Annotated in this window: 15 protein-coding genes; 9 read left to right on the forward strand and 6 right to left on the reverse strand. The window is 52.8% G+C overall.

Translation table 11 applies throughout. The features are described from left to right. The first annotated feature begins 5 nt into the window (after nt 1-5). Genes ACKWMY_RS25610 through ACKWMY_RS25620 form a run of 3 tightly spaced genes read left to right on the forward strand, consistent with a single transcriptional unit; the run spans nt 6 to nt 2,597 of the window. Nucleotides 6-932, forward strand: a complete 927-nt coding sequence (locus ACKWMY_RS25610; RefSeq protein WP_309046778.1) for an amino acid ABC transporter permease — start codon at nt 6-8, stop codon at nt 930-932. Then, nucleotides 916-1,695 (forward strand): amino acid ABC transporter ATP-binding protein, encoded by a 780-nt coding sequence (locus ACKWMY_RS25615; protein WP_309046779.1) that lies wholly within the window; start codon nt 916-918, stop codon nt 1,693-1,695. The genes ACKWMY_RS25610 and ACKWMY_RS25615 overlap by 17 nt, the downstream gene beginning before the upstream one ends. 8 nt (nt 1,696-1,703) lie before the next feature. Beyond that, nucleotides 1,704-2,597, forward strand: a complete 894-nt coding sequence (locus ACKWMY_RS25620; protein WP_309046780.1) for an ABC transporter substrate-binding protein — start codon at nt 1,704-1,706, stop codon at nt 2,595-2,597. A 125-nt stretch (nt 2,598-2,722) separates the two neighbouring features. Here the strand turns inward: ACKWMY_RS25620 and ACKWMY_RS25625 are convergent, their stop codons facing one another. Continuing rightward, nucleotides 2,723-3,643: a LysR family transcriptional regulator gene (locus ACKWMY_RS25625; RefSeq protein ID WP_309046781.1), complete on the reverse strand. Its 921-nt coding sequence runs from the start codon at nt 3,641-3,643 to the stop codon at nt 2,723-2,725. Nucleotides 3,644-3,742: 99 nt separating this feature from the next. Here ACKWMY_RS25625 and ACKWMY_RS25630 point away from each other — a divergent pair, with 99 nt between their 5' ends. From ACKWMY_RS25630 to pagP, 5 genes are all read left to right on the forward strand, one after another. Next, nucleotides 3,743-4,672, forward strand: coding sequence for a hypothetical protein (locus ACKWMY_RS25630; protein ID WP_309046782.1), 930 nt, complete (start codon nt 3,743-3,745; stop codon nt 4,670-4,672). Nucleotides 4,673-4,674: 2 nt separating this feature from the next. After that, entirely contained in the window at nt 4,675-5,568 is an 894-nt protein-coding gene (locus ACKWMY_RS25635; protein WP_309046783.1) for a DMT family transporter, read from the forward strand. A gap of 158 nt (nt 5,569-5,726) precedes the next feature. Next, on the forward strand, nt 5,727-6,707 hold the full coding sequence (locus tag ACKWMY_RS25640) for a GlxA family transcriptional regulator (protein ID WP_409487328.1): 981 nt from the start codon (nt 5,727-5,729) through the stop codon (nt 6,705-6,707). A gap of 77 nt (nt 6,708-6,784) precedes the next feature. Continuing rightward, nucleotides 6,785-7,795: a type I glyceraldehyde-3-phosphate dehydrogenase gene (gene gap / locus ACKWMY_RS25645; protein WP_024530897.1), complete on the forward strand. Its 1,011-nt coding sequence runs from the start codon at nt 6,785-6,787 to the stop codon at nt 7,793-7,795. Between the two features lie 272 nt (nt 7,796-8,067). After that, complete coding sequence (pagP, locus tag ACKWMY_RS25650) at nt 8,068-8,595, forward strand: lipid IV(A) palmitoyltransferase PagP (protein ID WP_051372450.1); 528 nt, start codon at nt 8,068-8,070, stop codon at nt 8,593-8,595. Between the two features lie 69 nt (nt 8,596-8,664). On the opposite strand, the gene ACKWMY_RS25655 is transcribed toward pagP, so the two are convergent. From ACKWMY_RS25655 to ACKWMY_RS25665, 3 genes are read right to left on the reverse strand one after another with little or no spacing between them, the layout of a single operon-like run. Then, a complete protein-coding gene (locus tag ACKWMY_RS25655; protein WP_409487329.1) occupies nt 8,665-11,169 on the reverse strand; it encodes a PEP/pyruvate-binding domain-containing protein in 2,505 nt (834 codons plus the stop codon). A 3-nt stretch (nt 11,170-11,172) separates the two neighbouring features. Beyond that, nucleotides 11,173-12,072, reverse strand: coding sequence for a phosphatase PAP2 family protein (locus ACKWMY_RS25660; protein WP_409487330.1), 900 nt, complete (start codon nt 12,070-12,072; stop codon nt 11,173-11,175). Continuing rightward, nucleotides 12,069-13,166 carry a hypothetical protein gene (locus ACKWMY_RS25665; protein WP_211134758.1) on the reverse strand — a complete coding sequence of 366 codons (1,098 nt, stop codon included), beginning with the start codon at nt 13,164-13,166 and terminating at the stop codon, nt 12,069-12,071. The genes ACKWMY_RS25660 and ACKWMY_RS25665 overlap by 4 nt, the downstream gene beginning before the upstream one ends. Before the next feature lie 346 nt (nt 13,167-13,512). Between ACKWMY_RS25665 and ACKWMY_RS25670 the strand changes: the two genes are divergently transcribed. Next, nucleotides 13,513-14,970 carry an AMP nucleosidase gene (locus tag ACKWMY_RS25670; protein WP_024530891.1) on the forward strand — a complete coding sequence of 486 codons (1,458 nt, stop codon included), beginning with the start codon at nt 13,513-13,515 and terminating at the stop codon, nt 14,968-14,970. Nucleotides 14,971-15,000: 30 nt separating this feature from the next. Here the strand turns inward: ACKWMY_RS25670 and nac are convergent, their stop codons facing one another. Continuing rightward, the gene (nac, locus tag ACKWMY_RS25675) at nt 15,001-15,924 is read right to left on the reverse strand and encodes a nitrogen assimilation transcriptional regulator NAC (RefSeq protein WP_024530890.1); all 924 of its coding nucleotides are present in this window, start codon (nt 15,922-15,924) and stop codon (nt 15,001-15,003) included. A gap of 245 nt (nt 15,925-16,169) precedes the next feature. After that, nucleotides 16,170-18,225 (reverse strand): FKBP-type peptidyl-prolyl cis-trans isomerase N-terminal domain-containing protein (locus ACKWMY_RS25680; protein WP_409487331.1); only part of this gene is annotated, 2,056 nt, incomplete at its 5' end.

An 18,225-nucleotide genomic window follows, 5' to 3' on the forward strand; every position in this document is an offset into this window, starting at 1 on the left:
CACCGATGAATTCATCTTCCAGCATTAAAGTGGTTCCGGCGCGTTATCCGCTACGCACCGCTGGGGCCGTCGTGGCGCTGTTTGTATTGGCGATCGTCGTCCAGTCGATCGCCTTTAATCCTCGCTGGGAATGGGCGGTTTTTGCCCGCTGGTTCTTTGATCCGGTGATCCTCTCGGGGGTAGCGCAGACCTTGCTGCTGACGCTGCTAGGCACCGTACTCAGCCTGATCATCGGTGGTGCGCTCGCGCTGTCGAGGCTATCGTCTTCATGGCTGTTAAACAGCCTGGCATGGGCCTATATCTGGCTGTTCCGTTCGCTACCGCTGATCGTGGTGCTGATTATTCTGTACAACTTTTCTTACCTGTACGAGCGGCTTTCCATCGGCATTCCCTTTACCGATATTGCTTTCGGCAGCTTTGCCACCATCAACGTGCTCGGCCAGTTTTCCACCGCAGTGGTGGGGTTAACGCTGGTACAAAGTGCCTATACGGCAGAGATCATTCGCGGTGGTTTTCTGGGTGTCGATCACGGTCAATATGAGGCCGCAGCTGCGCTAGGCTTACCCGCCTGGCGGCGTACCCTGCGTATTATTCTACCTCAGGCGCTGCGTACCATTCTGCCTGCCGGTTTCAACGAAATTATCAGCCTCGCCAAAGGGACCGCGATGGTTTACGTCTTAGCCATGCCTGAGCTGTTTTATACCATCCAGATGATTTACAACCGCACTCAGGAAGTGATCCCCCTATTGATGGTGGGTGCCGTCTGGTATCTGGCGATCACCAGCGTGTTATCGCTGCTGCAACACGTCGTCGAGCGCTGGTTGGCACGCAGCGAACGCCGCTCCGCCGTTAATCAGGAAGCGGGCAAACAGAACCCATCGCATAAGACTGCCCCATCTGCACCGGAGGTGATCCATGTCCCTATCGCATAACACCCTAGGCCACATCTCCATTACCGGCGTCAGCAAGGTTTTTGGCCGCCATAAGGCGCTGGATAACGTTTCTCTGGAAATTCCACCCGGGTCGGTAACGGTGATCCTCGGGCCGTCCGGCTCAGGAAAGTCGACGCTGTTGCGCACCATTAACCATCTGGAGCGCGTTGATGAAGGCTTTATTCAGATTGATGGCGACTACATCGGCTACCGTCTGTCGGGCGATAAGCTTTACGAACTGAAGGAGAAAGAGATCCTGCGTCAGCGCATCAACGTAGGGTATGTGTTTCAGAACTTCAATCTGTTCCCGCACCTCACCGTGTTGGAAAACCTGATTGAAGCCCCAATCGCCCATGGTCATCTGAACCGCCAGGACGCCATTAAGCAAGCGCTTGAACTGTTAGATGTGGTGGGCCTGCGCGATAAAGCCGATTCTTGGCCGCGTCATCTGTCTGGCGGCCAGCAGCAACGCATTGCGATTGCACGTGCACTGGCACTGCGCCCGCGCGTCATGCTGTTTGACGAACCCACCTCTGCACTGGACCCGGAACTGGTGGGGGAAGTGCTTGACGTTATCAAGAAGCTTGCCCGCTCCGGTACCACGCTGGTGGTGGTAACGCACGAGATTGGTTTTGCCCGGGAGGTAGCCGATCAGGTGGTGTTTATGGTTGATGGCAAGATCGTTGAACAAGGTCACAGCGAGGCGGTGCTCAAACGCCCGCAGCACCCACGCACCCGTCAATTCTTATCTAAAGTCCTTTAAGGGAAAAAATGAAATATACACTTCTGGCGCTGCTCTGGTTCAGTTCCGTCGCCTTGGCACAAGGGAATATCGATCTGGCTGCCAATGAACAACCGCTCCGCACAACTAAAAATCCGCAGGCCATCGGTAAGATCCCAGCAGATTACCGCTTCGTAGAGCCAGGGACGCTGACGGTAGCCATCTCCGCGCTCAATTCACCACCGCTAGCGCTGTTGGCCAGCGACAATAAAACGCGCATCGGTAGCGATCCGGACATCGCGCGGCTGCTCGCCGACAGCCTGGGGCTAAAGCTGAAGCTGGTGCCAACCGCCTGGGAAGACTGGCCACTGGGGATCACTTCTGGCCGCTATGACGTTGCGCTAGTCAACATTGCCGTCACGGAACAGCGCAAGACCAAATTTGATTTTGCCACTTATCGCGCTGACTCACTGGCGTTCTCGGTCAAATCGACCAGCGATATTCAATCTATCAGTAAGCCCGAGGATGTGGCGGGGCTGCGGGTTATTGTCGGCTCCGGTACCAACCAGGAGAGAATTCTGCTGGGTTGGAACGAGCAGAATCAACGTGAGGGCCTGAAACCCGCACAGCCGATTTATCTGACCGATGACGCCTCAGGCAATCTTTATATTCAGTCTGGACGGGCAGATGTCATGTTCGGCCCGCAGTCGGTAGCCGCCTACAAAGCAGCGCTGACGGGCCAAACCCGCGTGGTCGGGCTGGGGCCAAAGAAAGCCTATGTGGCCACCACTACCAAAAAGGGCAACGGGCTGGTTCATGCCCTACAGGTAGCGCTAGACGGTACGATAGCGCAAGGTGAGTATCAACAGGTGCTGGCGCGCTGGGGTGAGCAAGGGGAAGGCGTTGCAGTATCCGAAGTAAATCCCCCCGGGATCTCATACTAGCCGTGACTGACGGCAATATCGGTAAGCTGGGCATGCAAATATTAGCGCAATCGTAGCCAGGCAATTGTGCAAGCAACGCTTGCACAAGTTACGCATTCGCACAAACCTTGGCAAAAAACGCACATTTATTCAGAAAAAAGTGAGTCATCACCTCCATGATCTAACAAAGAGTTTTCTTGAACAAACGTTTGAGCGATCAGCCGGACAATCTCATTAGCCATCCTGTCGGCTTTCAGCGAGGGCGAGAGTTTAATCGTCATACAGATATCAGGCAGTGAAGGAAGTGTTGACATGGTGCAAATATCTCGGTGGTTTAAGAGCATAGCCCTCGGTGGAAGGGGGGAAATCCCCATCCCGGCAGATATTGCTTCCTGAATATTACTGTAACTGTAGCTTGAATAGGCGATTTTCCAATCTGTCTCGCTTTTGTTTAAAGCATCAATGGCACATTGCCGATAAAGACATCCCTCATGAAACACCACTAATGGAACCGGCGTTGATGTTAATATAAAGTCCTGCGCGGCTACCCATCTGAGCGGTTCGACCGATAGTGGTGTCTCTGAAAAATTATCGGCATAAACATATTTGTTAAGAATAGCGTCGAGCTCACCCTTTGAAAACCCCTCATTCAGCCGCCATGAGAGTTCTGACGTTATTTCAAGTTCAACATTCTGGTAAATTGACCGACAAGAACGGATCAGCATGGGTATGTACTTGGCTTGAAAGTCATCCAGAACACCAATTCTTAATTTCCCGGAAAATGGCGTTCCTCGAAGGGAGAAGTATGCCTCATTCGCTGAATCTAAAGCTTTTTTTGCTTTGAGATAAAAAATCCGCCCATCAAGCGTTGGAGTTTCAACTCTTCCTTGTTTACGTAGTAAAAGAGGTAACGCCAGAATATCCTCCAGCTTTTTGATGATTTGCGTTATAGCTGGCTGAGATTTTCCAAGCACCTCTCCGGCTTTTGAAAAGCTTTTGGCTTCTATCACTGCGACAAAAACGCGCATGTGCTCTAACGTTAGTTGCCTAGCATTCCGGTGCAACATAAGCTCCTCTTATTATAAACAGTTTACTTCTTATTTCCCATTGACGATTAGACCTGTCACCATTAATTGACATGCCAAACAACCTACAGGATGTCAATCATGAAACTATCCACAAATTTGCCAACCTACGCTACAGGTCTGCAACAGGTCCTGACCGCCTTGAGAGCTACCCCACCTCCCCACGGCATAAGTTCAGAAGATTTCAAATGGGAAAGTCGCTATGCAATACAACAAGATAGTAATAATTTAATTTCCCTCAGGGAATTAGGTTACTCCTTAAGTGACTATGAGGATAGCATTTTGGATATGACATCTTTGAAAGGCCCTTTCAAAGTCTTAACCAATGCAGGGGAGATACTGTTGCGTGAGGCCTGTCTAAAGTTAGAGACTTACTCCAGGAGTAGCCAATTTATTATTTCAAAAAGAACTCGGGCGGCAGATAGGTATTCTAAATTCATCCATGATATGGTCAGAGATCGAAACTTCTTACTTAATTTATCTAAAATTGCTCAGGCTCCTCTTATTCCTCATCTCATCAGAAATGCAGCCACGCAAGTTAACTATTACTATCCTGATGACGAGGATGGCAAGGATAAAAAAATCGCCAAATGGCACCTCGATGGAATGAATTTCGTCTTCAATATATTATTAAGCGATGAAGCGGAATTTGAGGGAGGCGATTTTATCTACTTCAAAGGACCAAAAAACCAATTCACTTCACGTCTCAATGATAATTGGGTGGCTACAAGTCCTTCTAAACATGTCGGGGATACGATTTATGTTCATGGTAGTAAAGTATTTCATGCTGTCACGCCAGTAACGAGAGGCAAACGGATTTCGATTATTCTTTCTATGTATTGCCCTTACTTACCAGAGATAGATTCAAACACTTTCTGGCATGTCGCTGGTGACGATGGGATCCTTGCTACGTTAAAAAACTGGGGGGCTTTTCGAACAGCTAAAAAAATGGCTAGTACCGCTTATACCGCTATCGACTGTGCTCCCATAACATGGGAAGATTTGGGATGATTTTGTCCAAAGCACGTTTGATAAACATGCTTTTATCGGCAGGTTTTGTTCTGACATGGAGTTCAGGATTCATCGGGGCAATACTCGTTGGTGATAATAATCCGTTTCAAATTCTATTTCTACGATTTTTAGTTGTTATTGTCTTACTCTTACCTGTGATAATTATCTTCAAGAACAATTTATTATCTATATTGAGGAGCTTTAATAAAATAAAGTTTATTGTTATCACAGCTTTATTTGGACAGTTTATTTATTTAGTGTGCGTTTTTTACGCCATTAAATTAGGTTTGCAAGCAGGCATTGTTGCACTTATTGCAGCTTTGCAACCCGTCGCCACCGCCCTGCTTTCTGGATCGTTATTAAAAGAAAAACTCATCTTAAGACAATGGATTGGGTTGTGCATAGGTCTGTTCGGCACTTGCTTTGTTATTATAGGAGGAACCCTTATTAATCAGGGTGATCCGCTGCCCCTCTGGATTTATCTGTTACCCTTCATCTCGATGCTAAGCCTGACGGCCTCAACGATTTATCAGAAAAAGAACGTCAAGATAGAAATCAAACTCCCTCCATTGATGTTCATTCAAGCCATAATCAATGTACTAGCTTTCTCAATTATCTGCTTGTTTCAAACTTCCCTTGGCGACTGGTCAGGGTTTGATAACTGGGGTGCTGTGCTCTGGCTTGCTTTATTTTCCACGTTGGGCGCTTATGGACTTCTGGCAATCATGCTGCGCCGAGGTGAGCTTAATAAAACCGCCAGTCTTATCTATTTAGAGCCCCCAACGACCATGATTCTTGCTTATTTTTGGTTTGGGCAACAGTTGAATATTTATGAAATTACTGGTTCGGCTATCGCATTATCAGGAGTAATCATGGTTATTTACAGACGTGCTTGAATAAATCAACTTACGACGAAGACCTCGCTTAGCCGCCTAAGCAGGCTTCTTGCTTTCTCATCATTCCCCCCAATGCCCCTACTACCTATCAACCCAGCCAGCATCCACCAACCCAACCCCATGCTTGACTTATTTTGTCTAATTTGTATTTTAAGGACATGCACACTTTTTTGATTATCGTCCCCGAAGGGGGCATGCTATTCGAGCCTACGGGCATTGCCGATATCCTGATGCAAGCCAACCGCTTGAGGCCGACGGATACCGCGCATCCACCGTATCGGGTGTCGATTGCCACGACCCAAGCGCACCGCGTGATCCATGGGGGCTCGGGGCTGAATCTACTGGCCGATCACCGTCTCACTGATCTTGACCCTACGCTGCCGCATGACACCATTATGATCACCGGCAGAGGTATGAGCGTTGAGGAAAGCGATATCGTCGTCAGTTGGCTGCGTCAGGCTGCGCCGTATGCACGGCGGATCGTATCGATTTGCGGCGGTGCGTGGCTATTGGCTCAGGCCGGTTTGCTTGATGGCCGCCGAGCCACCACACACTGGCGGCTACTTGAAGCGATGCAAGCTCAATTCCCCAATGTCCACGTTGAGAAAGGCCCGATTTATCTTCAGGACGGCAATATCTGGACCTCCGCTGGCGTCAGTTCAGGCTTCGACCTCACCCTGGCTTTAGTGGAAGACGATCACAGCTTCACGTTAGCGCGCGATGTCGCCCAAGACTTGGTGATGTTCTTGCGTCGCCCCGGAGGACAATCTCAGTTCAGCCGTTTTCTGCTCAGCCAAGCCAGCTCGCCTGGTCCAATCCGGGACCTGCAAACGTGGATACTGCAAAATCTGTCCGACGATTTATCCGTTGAAAGGCTGGCGGAACACGTTGCCATGAGCCCAAGGAATTTTACCCGCGTTTTCACCCGTGAAACCGGGATCAGCCCCGCCAAGTATGTGGAAGAAGTCCGCCTCTACGTAGCACGGCAACACCTGGAACAAAGCTCGGATAAGCTCGAACAAATCGCCACCGCCACGGGTTTTGGCAACAGCCTCAACCTGCGTCGCGTGTTTGAAAGAAATCTACAACTCACGCCGTCAGATTATCGAGAGCGTTTTCACGCTCGCAACATGTCCTAAATTGATTGTTATTTGTCATTTACGCCAAATCACCCACGCACTATTTTGGAACCAGATAACTCACCTAGGAGCACATCATGGTCAAAGTAGGCATTAATGGATTTGGTCGAATTGGCAGAAACGTACTGCGCGCCGCGCTGGGTCGCAATGACTTTCAGGTAGTGGCAATCAATGACCTGACCGACAGCAAAACCCTGGCTCATCTTCTGAAATACGACTCGCTGCAAGGCACATTGGCCGCCAGTGTTGAAGCCTCTGAAGGGCAGTTACTGGTGGATGGCCAAACCATCCACGTCTTCTCCGAGCGCGATCCAGGCGCTATTGCGTGGAGCAGCGTGGGGGTTGATGTAGTCATCGAAGCCACCGGATTCTTCACCGACAAAGCCAAAGCTGAAGTACACATCACCAAGGGTGGCGCAAAACGGGTGATTTTATCTGCGCCCGGTAAAGACGATGACATCACGGTCGTGATGGGTGTCAACCATGAGAAATACGATCCCGCCTTGCATAAAGTGGTTAGCAACGGCAGCTGTACAACTAACGGTTTGGCACCGGCAGCACAGGTCCTGCACCAAAGCTTCGGTATTGAACATGGTTTGATGAACACCACCCATGCCTATACCAACAGCCAGGCCTTGCACGATCAACCTGAAAAAGATCTGCGCGGAGCCCGTGCCGCCGCACTGTCTATCGTGCCTTATTCTAGTGGCGCGGCGAAAGCGCTCGGTAAAGTGATCCCGGAATTGGACGGACGCCTGACCGGCTATTCACTGCGCGTGCCAGTGCCCGTGGTGTCGATTGTTGATCTGACCGTCACGCTCAAACGTGATGTGACGGTAGAAGAAGTGAACGCGGCATTTCGCAAAGCGGCAACCTCAGGACCCTTGCAAGATATCTTGGGCTACAGCGATGAGCCTTTGGTATCGAGCGACTATCAGGGTGACCCACGGTCATCAATTATCGACGGGCTGTCTACGTTGGTCATTGGCGGCAATCTGGTGAAGATCCTCGCCTGGTATGACAACGAATGGGCTTTCTCTAACCGTCTGGTTGACCTGGCTGTTTTGATGGATCAACGCGGTTTGTAATTTCTCTAAGCGGGCGCTCTATGCAGCGCCCCTTCTCGCCCCCCCTCCTCTCCATCCGCTCCACAAACCAGCCAATGAATTTTAGCGAGGACCAGACAGAAAAGCGCCAGCCATCGGCTAGACTTTAACTTGTCAGTGTAATACTGCTGGTACAATACCTATAAAGAGAAAAATTACTTCATAAACAGAATACTATGGGTCATTACTCATCAAAGGAGCACGCTATGCGGATGTTTCTTGCAGTGGTCTGGACAGGGCTGTTATTGCTAACCATGCCAACTCATGCAGCAGAACCGGAACCCAGTACCGGGAGGGTCTCGGGTTGGTGGAATTCTTTAACCAGCGGAGTCGCACAAACCTGGGAGGATCCGCAATACCACGATTTGTATCTCCCCTTTATCAGTTGGCACGCCCGCTTTATGTACGACAAGGAAAAAACGGATAACTACAATGAGATGCCGTGGGGCGGTGGCTTTGGGATCTCCCGCTATAACGAAGAGGGAGACTGGAGCGCCCTGTATGCCATGATGTTTAAAGACTCCCATAATGAATGGCAGCCGATTGCCGGCTATGGCTGGGAAAAGGGCTGGTATCTGGATCAGAATCAAGATTTCCGCCTTGGGCTTGGAGTGACGGCGGGGATCACCGCACGCCGGGATTTCGGTAACTACATTCCATTGCCTATCGTGCTGCCACTGTTCTCCGCTGGCTATAAGCAGGCAACCGTTCAGTTCACCTATATCCCCGGAACCTACAACAACGGCAACGTGCTGTTTGCCTGGTTACGCTTTAGTTTTTAATAACCGGGGATTTATGGCGGGTAGAAAAAGGCCCATTTACTCATTTAAATGGGCTTTCTTTCGAGCAACTTACAACACACTGACCGTTCCGGTCTTACCATCCAGCCGAACACGCATGCCGTTCTCCAAACGGGTCATCACGCCCTTGACGCTCATTACGGCGGGCAGTTGCAGCTCACGTGCCGTTACTGCCCCGTGAGATAGCGGCCCGCCGCTTTCGGTAATGACGCCACTGGCACGATAAAACAGCGTCGTCCAGGCCGGGTTGGTGGTGCGTGCCACCAGGATCGCTCCTTTGGGGAATAGGGCAAAATCTTCCGGGCTGTGGATCAGGAACACGTCGCCCTCAATGGTGCCGGGGCTACCCGCCAAGCCTTTCAACTCGTTGCCGGTCGGGATGTCTTCCGGATTGGCCTGCTCGCCGAAATTCCACGCTGGGCTTTGCCGCTTAGCCTGTTGCCAGCCCACCTTGTTATCTCGCACCGCCTGTGCCAGTGGTTCAAACCGATCCTGCCTCACCGCTTCATCAATCACGTTGAACGGTGCGAAGTAGATGTCGCTGGCCTCGCTCAATACCCCACGCTCCACCAGTCTTTCCCCCACCTCTTTGATCCCTTTGCGGAACGGCAACGTCAGGCGCGTGGTCTGGTAATGCTCCAGATCGTCCAGGTAGGTATAAACTCGGGCCAGACGGATCACTTCTTCAATAAAATAACGCATCCCTTCCGGGGCCTGGCTCAAAAACTGGTGCTGTGCCGCCGAGGCCGCCAACTTGGCATTCAACGCCTGTCCAGCCAAATCTTCATCGGCCAGCTCCACCAGCATATTCAACTGATCGAGCACGATATGCGGTGCCTCCAGCCAGGTTGGATAGTAGGCATCAAAGTCCAGCTCACGGTGACCATGGCGCTGCAGGAACTGCGTCAGCTGTGCCTCAAATACCGGGTAGGCGTGCAGTTGATTGACCAACTCTCTTGAAGGCAACTGTTCAAACGCCTGCTGCAAGGCCACGTCATTGCGTATCTGCCGGGAAAGCTCCCAAAGCTCCGCATTCACCTGCCCGGTTTTGGTATCGGAAACCGACAGCAGCAGGTCAAACATCGCTTTGGCCTCCGTTGGCGCCAGCGACATGTTCAGGATCTGGTAGAGCACGGCATACAATGTGCGCTGAGTTAGTGAAATGGCAATATTAGGCAGGAAGTAGCGTTTACCAGCATCGCGCACGTTCAGTACGTATTGCCAACACTCATCCAGTTTGCGGGCAGAAAGGTCTTCACGTAGCAGTGCACCGATCTCTAACAGGTAGGTATCCAGATCGCGCATCCAGAAAACAGGTAACTCCTGAACCCAAGAGTAGCGCCTGGCCAGCTCAGGGAGTGCCACCTGCAGTTGTTCGATAGAGCTGATGCCCCCCGGCATGCCGCCCGCATAGAGCTCTACCGCATTTTGATTGCCATAAATATAGAAATTCTTGATAGCAAACCACTTACCACCAAAGTGCGGCAGGCCCATCAACTCAAAGGAAAAGTTCAGCGATTCATGGAAACCCTCTTCGGCCAGATCCCAGGTCAGCGGGGTCACCGCATTGGGGAAGCGCTCTGCGGACTCATCACGCGTCCAGCGTTCAGGTACATAGGTCACTGGCCGTGATTGCAGCAGATAGCAGTCTCCGGCAGAAAACGCCCACTCGATGTCCTGTGGAAAACCAAAGAATGTCTGCGCCTGCCGGGCCATTTTTGCCACCATCTGGCACTGGGCATCGGTCAGCGAGGGTTGCCCCATCTGCTCGGCAGAGAGTGCCAGATGCTTAACCCCTTGAGTATCCTTGAGGATAATCTCGCGTTTGTGCCCGATATTGCGCTCCACCACAGTAAAGTCTGGTAGCGCTACGCGGAACTCATCGATTTCCTGCTCTCCCCCGACCACCGATTCGCCCAGCCCAAAGCAGGCATTAATCAGCACCCGGTTCAGATCGCCCTGCACAGGATCGATCGAGAAAGCGACCCCCGCACTGTCTGCTGCCGTCATCTCCACCATCTTCTGTACCACCACCGCCATTGAGGCATCCAGGTGGGCAAGCCCCAGGCGAGAGCGATAAAGCATCGCATGCTCATGCCACAAGGAGGCGTAACAATCCCGTAGCGCTGTGAGGGTTTCTGCCATTCCATGTATATTGAGGAAAGTATCGTGCTGCCCGGCAAAGGCGGCGCCTGGCAAATCCTCAAAGGTGGAAGACGAGCGTACGGCAACTGCCCAGTGCTCCCCCCCCATTGCCTGCAACCGTTCGACAATCGGCTGCGACAGCGCCTCATCAATAGGTTGTGCGCGAATCAGTTGCTGAATACTCTGACTCTGCGCGGCGACATTGTCACTCTGCTGCAAAATAGCGGCGATCTGTGATTTTAGAGGGGCGAGAAACTGGCGGTATGCCCCGCTGGTAACGATAAACCCTGGAGGGACCGGTAAACCACCAGCGGTAAGGCGTGCCAGACTGGCACCTTTCCCCCCGCTCAGTTGCAGCTCGGTGGCACGGACATCGGAAAAGACCAACGTAAAATCTGTTGCTACGTGCATGTGCTATATCCTTAGCGTGGCATCGTGACGAAAATAACCGCAGTTGCGCAACCACGCCAGCACCGAGCTGGCGAGTAATGTCCCCGCCATCAGATCGATGCCATAGTGGTAGCGCAGATAGAGCGTTGCCAAGACCAGTCCGGCAACAACGGGGAAGATCAGCAAGGCTATCCAGCAGTGCCGCTGCAATAGCAGATAGCCGAGAATATACAGGCTGATACCGCAGTGTAGGCTGGGGAACACATCCATCCCGGTCCCTCCCTGTGCAACCAGGCCCACCAGAAAACCAGTGATCGCGCCCCCAAGCGGCGGATAGGTAAAGAGTCCGGGGAATTGCAGGTAAGGGCCAGCGGCAGGGATCAGGCCATAGCCGATAAAACCAAACAGATACATCAGCATCAAACCATAGAAGAAGCCACGGCTGGCCTGCGTTTTACGCTTAACGGCATAAACGATCACTGGCACCAGTATCAGCAGGTAAAAGGCGAGATAACACAGGCTCAGGATTTCCGAAAGCCAGTAATTTTCGAGCACGCGGACTCGCTCAGTCGCGCCAACGCCTGCAAACAGTGCGCGGTCTAACGCCAGTAACTCGGTATCAAAGGATCTCTGTGTCACCAGGTGGATCGCCTTGAATAGCGGAAAAACCAGCCAACTGCAGGCAAACTGGATCACCCCAAGCCAACTTTTCCAACGTTCCGAACGGGCATAGGTGGCTTTGAACAGCAAACACAGGGCAAACAGGCCAAACGCACCGGGGATAATAAACTGGCGGTCCCCCAGGCGGATGGCACTAACTATCCCGGCCATCAAGATCAGAGCAATCACCCCAAGGTAGCAGCGATAGCTGAACCTCACGCCATACTTGGCTACCCCTGGATGAGGTTCGATACGACTATTCAAGCTTTGCCTCCTGCAAATTTACCCCGCCGCAGCCATCCTAACGCGGCCGCACCATAAAGCAGCAACAACCAAGGATAAAACATCACGGCTATCAACAAACAGGGGAGCCAAACCAGCGCCATGGCGAAACCACCAGCAAGGCGGAAAAAGGTGGTGGTATTGCGGCCATCGGCGCGGCGCCCTGTCCACCAGCCAGCAAGCCACACCGGTAACAGAGTGAGGATGAACAGCCGCCATAACAGCTGATCCCATAAAGAATGAGTTACCTGCGGGGCAGCGACAACAGGCTCACTTAACGTCTGCTGCTCTGCCTGCTTAAACGCCCGTGCGAAAGAATCCCCATCACGGAGAGAATTCCAGGCCTGCGCTTCCACCTGAGCCAGCATATGTTCATCACGGCAGTTAACAGAGACGCTGTCCAACGCCTGGCTCAGGCACTGTTGAATACTCTGCTCCCACTCTACTGCGCTGACATCGCCCTGCTCAGGCAGAACCAGAGGTTCACCCACCATCAGTTCGACGCCAGAGCCAACGCGATCCGGAGCCCGATAGAAGCAACCGGCAACCACTACCTGAAAACGACATTTATCCTGCATCAGCCGCCGGATAATTTTCGCCGCTCCAGGATAATAGGGTTGCGGCCCTGGCCCCCATTCGCTGGTACCTTCGGGGAAGACGATCACACTGCCGCCCTGCTTAAGATGAGCGATAGCATGCACAATAGGGTTCCCCGCCTGAGCGCGGCTATAACCATAACGCTGGCGATCCTTATCACGAACGACTGGGATCCCCGCGAACATTAACCGCAGAAAGCGCGAGCGCAGCAGTTGAACCGAGGTGAGAAACTGCGCGACGGGCAAAAGTTGGTTGAATACCCAACCGTCCGTCGCTCCGTTGCGATGGCTGGCTAGCAGCAGCGTTGGTATCTTGCCGTCCAACGGATCGATACGTTGCCCGTTCGGCGTCATGAATTTCAGGGAAGAATAGTAGAAGTGCACTAGCAAGCGGGCAACACAGCGGTGCCAAAGCGAGAGTGGCTGCCCTGGCGTAAAACGTAAATAGCCAGGTGTCTGGCTGGAAGCTCCCTGCTCCATATCCCTATGTCTCCCTAGGTCAAACGCACCGCGCCCATCAACCAGACGCCATGCCTACTTCTGAGCCCGCCCTTTGCAGACTCAGCGCTCCATCATAGCTGGACACAATCAGCTTTAACAACAGAAACCTCATGGAGATAAACGCTATCCTGGCACCCAATCTGCTCCATTTATTATCCAAGCAGGCGCAGTATGCAACGCCCCAACGCCACGAGCCGATTACGGTTTTGTCAGCAATAAAGGTCCCTGAGCCTTATAGCGACTTCACACAAGTGCAGTTGCAGATAGATTCATTCGGCCAACGCTTTACGCTATGCTGGGGTATCGCAAGAACCGAGGAAAAACAATGAATACCCCTAACAATACGTCGCTGACTGCCCTGCAAGCCCTCGACCAACTCGAAGTTCTGTATGACGCATCGGTCAACGCCTTGCGCGCTGCCATCAAACAATTTATCGCGGATGGTACCCTACCAGAGGCGCAGGCCCGTGCCTCGGGGCTGTTTTCCTACCCGGAACTACGTGTACGCTGGGATGGTGAACACCCCGATCATCCAAGAACTCGCGCCTATGGCCGTTTTACCCGGCCTGGCAGCTACACCACCACCATCACCCGGCCGCAGCTGTTCCGCCCTTATCTTGCCGAACAGCTAGCAATGCTGACCAGTGAATATGCCGCCGTGATCGAAGTCGTTCCCTCTCAACAAGAGATCCCCTTCCCTTATGTGATTGACGGCTCCGATCTGGCCTTGGACAGAACCATGAGTGCCGGGCTTACCAAGCATTTCCCCACCACCGAACTGGCGCAGATTGGCGATGAAAATGCAGACGGCCTGTCTCCTTTTGCCAACCATTTTCCACTCTCCCATTTCGACGCACTGCGGACCGATTTCTCACTGGCCCGCCTGCGGCATTACACCGGCACGCCAGTGGAACATTTTCAGCACTTTGTGTTGTTTACCAACTACACACGCTATGTTGATGAGTTTGTCCGCTGGGCGTGTAGCCAGATCGCCGATCCGGCCAGCCCCTATATCGCACTGTCTTGCGCCGGCGGGAACTTTGTGACGGCAGAAACGCCAAATCCAGAGCAGACGGTGTCCGATCTGGCCTGGAAAAACCACCAGATGCCCGCCTATCACCTGATCGCCAACGATGGCCAGGGGATCACGCTGGTCAATATCGGTGTTGGCCCTTCCAATGCCAAAACCATCTGCGATCACCTGGCAGTGCTGCGGCCCCATGCCTGGCTGATGATTGGCCACTGCGGCGGCCTGCGAGAAAGCCAGTCGATTGGCGATTACGTGTTGGCCCACGCCTACCTGCGTGACGATCATGTCTTAGATTCAGTTCTGCCACCGGATATCCCAATCCCAAGCATCGCGGAAGTTCAGCGCGCGCTGTATGACGCCACCAAAACGGTAAGCGGTATGCCGGGAGAAGCGGTAAAACAGCGGTTACGCACCGGTACGGTGGTCACCACCGACGATCGCAACTGGGAGCTGCGCTATTCGGCTTCCGCGCTGCGCTTTAACCTCAGCCGCGCCGTCGCCGTCGATATGGAAAGCGCCACCATCGCGGCACAGGGTTATCGCTTCCGGGTGCCTTATGGCACGTTGCTGTGCGTATCTGATAAACCGCTACACGGAGAGATCAAACTACCAGGCCAGGCCAACCGTTTTTACGAAGGTGCGATTTCTGAACACTTGCAGATCGGGATTTGTGCCATCGACCTGCTGCGGGCTGAAGGTGAACATCTGCACTCACGCAAACTACGCACCTTCAACGAGCCTCCGTTCCGCTGATACAAAGGACTGGCGCCGCATGCGGCGCCCCTACAGCGCCAAAGCCAGCACTCGCGTCGGCTGATGATGGCTGGCGGTAATTTCCAGCAGGATTTCCCTCACCGCTCCCGCCGCCGCAGTGAGCGGCTTTTGGCCGCAAACCACCAACGCCAGCGGTACCGAAAGCGCTGGCGCATTGAGACGGATCATCCAGGCCTTGGCTGGGCCGATCGTCGCCCTGGCAAGCGACTCTGGCAGGATCGTCGCCCCCATTCCACTAGCGATAGCGGCGCAAAGCATACTGTGGGATTCGATCTCACCAATGACATTCGCCGTGAGTTGGCGCAGCGCCAGAGCCTCATCAACCAGGTCGCGCACCACGTCCCCCTCCCGCGGCAAGAACAGATTAAACCGGCTCACCGCCGATAAATCGATGCTGTTGCCCGGATGAGGGATGCTTCTCGCTGCGACCAGATACAAATCTTCTTTCGCCAACGCCGTGACGCTCAGGTTCGGTGGCATGTTCTGCCCGTACATCACCGCCATATCTAGAGCCTGCGTCACCACCTGTTGGCTCAACGTATTGCCGATATTTTCATGCAGGCTCAGCAAAATCCCAGGGTGCCGATCGCGTACCGCTTGCAACAGCGGCAGCGCCAACTGCGAGGCCGCACTACCTTGCACCAGGCCGACCGCCACCTGCCCAGCCAGCGTTTCCCCACTGCTGATCACCGCTTGTTGGGCCTGCTCGCACTGCTGAAGAATGGTTTGCGCATGCGCATAAAGAATATTGCCGGCCTCCGTGGGCATCACTCCTCGTTTGGTTCGGATCAGCAATTGCTGTTTCAGTTCCCCTTCCAGGGTGGCAACTTGCTGGCTCAGCGCAGGCTGCGCAATATGTAACACCTCCGCCGCCTGAGTCAGGCTGCCGATATCGACGATCTTTACGAAATACTTCAAGCGTCTGAAATTCATCGTGGCTCCTACCTGCGGTTAACTGCGTTCAATATCAACTACTGCAACTACAGCAAAAAACGGGCCAGGCAGAACAAGCGGTGTGTTATCAGTCTAATTGATTAAAAAATAATGAAAGTTAACGATAAGATGGGAATGGATGAAGAGGTAAAACCGGGTTCTGCACCACACTGGGGCATTGCCAGTCCCCAGCATGGTTCAGATAGAAGAAAACCCGCCAATCATCTGGCGGGTTTGTTATAGGGTTATGGAGCTTTTTGCTCGGAGGCCGGTATTACATCCAGGATGCGTACGTTATAGACCATGGTCGCGCCCGGTGGAATATCCGGTGCCATGCCTTTCTCGCCATAGGCCAGTTCAGGTGGCACCACCAGCGTCATGTTACCGTGGTTCTTCAACTTGCCTAGCGCTTCACGGAACAGCGGTGGATAGGCGCTCAGCGGCTGCGAAATTGACGTCCCGGCCAGATCCATATCCTTGATCACTTTACCGTCGGTCAAGCTCTCTTTAACCACCACGGCGACGGTATCCCCCTCACCAATCACGCTATCGCCAACATAGTCGATGCGGTAATAGAAGCCTTGCTTAGACTGAACAACGCGTGGCTGCTTCTTGAACTTATCGATATAGCTGCTGCCTTGCTTTTCGTTCTGCTGTTTGATCTTTTTATGCTGATCGTTCAGCTCCAACTCACTTTCATACAAGGCTTTGGCAATCTGTTCTTTGGCCAGTTTGGTCTGGCCATTGATCACATCGGTCACGCCTGCCAACGCCAGTTGGCGGTTCACGTCTACACCCTGCGTCTTTTTGCTGTTGAGCAAATCCAGGATGTCATTACCCAACGCGGTGCCGATCGCATAATCGCGTTTTTCCACCTGCGTTTTAGGCTCCGTGACCACGGACGTGCCAGCCGTTTGCTTTTTCTCGGCTGCAGTCAGCTTTTGCTGCAGTTGGGCGAGATCCTGCGCCTTCTGCTCATTATCTTTGGTTTGTGCCGCCAACTGCTCTTGCAGCTTGGCGCTCTCCTGCTGACTTGCTTGCTGCAACTGGGCTATCTGCTGGGCTTTCTGCTCGCTGTCTTTAGTCTGAGCGGCCAACTGCTCCTGTAGCTTGGCACTCTCCTGCTGACTCGCCTGTTGCAACTGGGCTATCTGCTGGGCTTTCTGCTCGCTGTCTTTGGTCTGAGCGGCCAACTGTTCTTGCAGCTTGGCACTCTCCTGCTGACCCGTCTTCTGCAACTGAACGATCTGCTGGGCTTTCTGCTCGCTGTCTTTAGTCTGAGCGGCCAACTGCTCCTGCAGCTTGGTACTCTCCTGCTGACTAGCCTGCTGCAACTGGGCAATCTGCTGCGCTTTCTGCTCACTGTCTTTGGTTTGAGCGGCTAACTGCTCCTGCAACTTCACCAATTCCTGCTGGCTTTGCTGGAGTTGTTTAACCTGCTGAGCCTTCTGATCGTTATCTTTGCCATAAACCGTCAACTGTTCTTGCAGCTGCTTTATCTGCTGCGCTTTCTGTTCACTGTCTTTGGTCTGCACGGTCAGTTGGTCTTGCAGTTTCGCCAACGTTAGCAGCTCTTGCTGCAATTTCTTCATTTGCTGAGCTTGTTGCACGAAATCTTTGTTATTCAGCGCCAATTGCTCCTGCAACTGCTTGGCCTGTAGCGCTTTTTGTTCGCTATCCTTGGCCTGTGCAGCCAGTTGAGCCTGCAACTTGGCCAACTCTTGCTGGCCTTGCTGGAGTTGCTTCACCTGCAGGGCTTTCTGCTCATTATCCTTACTGGAAGCGGCTAACTGTTCCTGCAGCTGTTTGACCTGCTGCACTTTCTGCTCGCTGTCCTTGGCCTGAGTAGCTAACTGAGCCTGCAGCTTGACCAGCTCTTGCTGGTTTTGTTGCAGCTGTTTCAGCTGTTGCGCTTTCTCATCATTGGCTTTGGTTTGTGCGGCTAGTTGCTCTTGCAGCTTGCTACTGGCCTGTTGCAACTGTTTCACCTGCTCGGCTTTTTGCTCGCTGTCTTTGGTCTGGATAACTAGCTGTGCCTGCAACTCTGCGACGGTTTGCTTATTTTGTTGCAGCTGCATCACTTGCTGCGCTTTCTGCTCATTATCTTTGGTTTGCGCGGTCAACTGCTCCTGCAGCCTGGCGCTGGTCTGCTGCAGTTGCTTCACCTGTTCGGCTTTCAACTCACTGTCTTTGGTCTGAGCGGCAAGCTGTTCTTGCAGTTTTGCCAACGACTGTTGGTTTTGCTGCAGCTGTTTCAACTGCTGGACTTTTTCGTCAAGGTTCTGGGTTTGCGCGGTCAGT

The organism is Serratia sp. J2, assembly GCF_046269175.1.
GTDB classification, from domain to species: Bacteria; Pseudomonadota; Gammaproteobacteria; order Enterobacterales; family Enterobacteriaceae; genus Chania; species Chania fonticola_C.

Excerpts from the sequence above, each read along its gene's own strand:
- ACKWMY_RS25610 (WP_309046778.1), top strand. The coding sequence starts at position 6 with ATGAATTCATCTTCCAGCATTAAAGTGGTTCCGGCGCGTTATCCGCTA.
- ACKWMY_RS25615 (WP_309046779.1), top strand. The coding sequence starts at position 916 with ATGTCCCTATCGCATAACACCCTAGGCCACATCTCCATTACCGGCGTC.
- ACKWMY_RS25620 (WP_309046780.1), top strand. The coding sequence starts at position 1,704 with ATGAAATATACACTTCTGGCGCTGCTCTGGTTCAGTTCCGTCGCCTTG.
- ACKWMY_RS25625 (WP_309046781.1), bottom strand. The coding sequence starts at position 3,643 with ATGTTGCACCGGAATGCTAGGCAACTAACGTTAGAGCACATGCGCGTT.
- ACKWMY_RS25630 (WP_309046782.1), top strand. The coding sequence starts at position 3,743 with ATGAAACTATCCACAAATTTGCCAACCTACGCTACAGGTCTGCAACAG.
- ACKWMY_RS25640 (WP_409487328.1), top strand. The coding sequence starts at position 5,727 with ATGCACACTTTTTTGATTATCGTCCCCGAAGGGGGCATGCTATTCGAG.
- gap (WP_024530897.1), top strand. The coding sequence starts at position 6,785 with ATGGTCAAAGTAGGCATTAATGGATTTGGTCGAATTGGCAGAAACGTA.
- pagP (WP_051372450.1), top strand. The coding sequence starts at position 8,068 with ATGCCAACTCATGCAGCAGAACCGGAACCCAGTACCGGGAGGGTCTCG.
- ACKWMY_RS25655 (WP_409487329.1), bottom strand. The coding sequence starts at position 11,169 with ATGCACGTAGCAACAGATTTTACGTTGGTCTTTTCCGATGTCCGTGCC.
- ACKWMY_RS25665 (WP_211134758.1), bottom strand. The coding sequence starts at position 13,166 with ATGGAGCAGGGAGCTTCCAGCCAGACACCTGGCTATTTACGTTTTACG.
- ACKWMY_RS25670 (WP_024530891.1), top strand. The coding sequence starts at position 13,513 with ATGAATACCCCTAACAATACGTCGCTGACTGCCCTGCAAGCCCTCGAC.
- nac (WP_024530890.1), bottom strand. The coding sequence starts at position 15,924 with ATGAATTTCAGACGCTTGAAGTATTTCGTAAAGATCGTCGATATCGGC.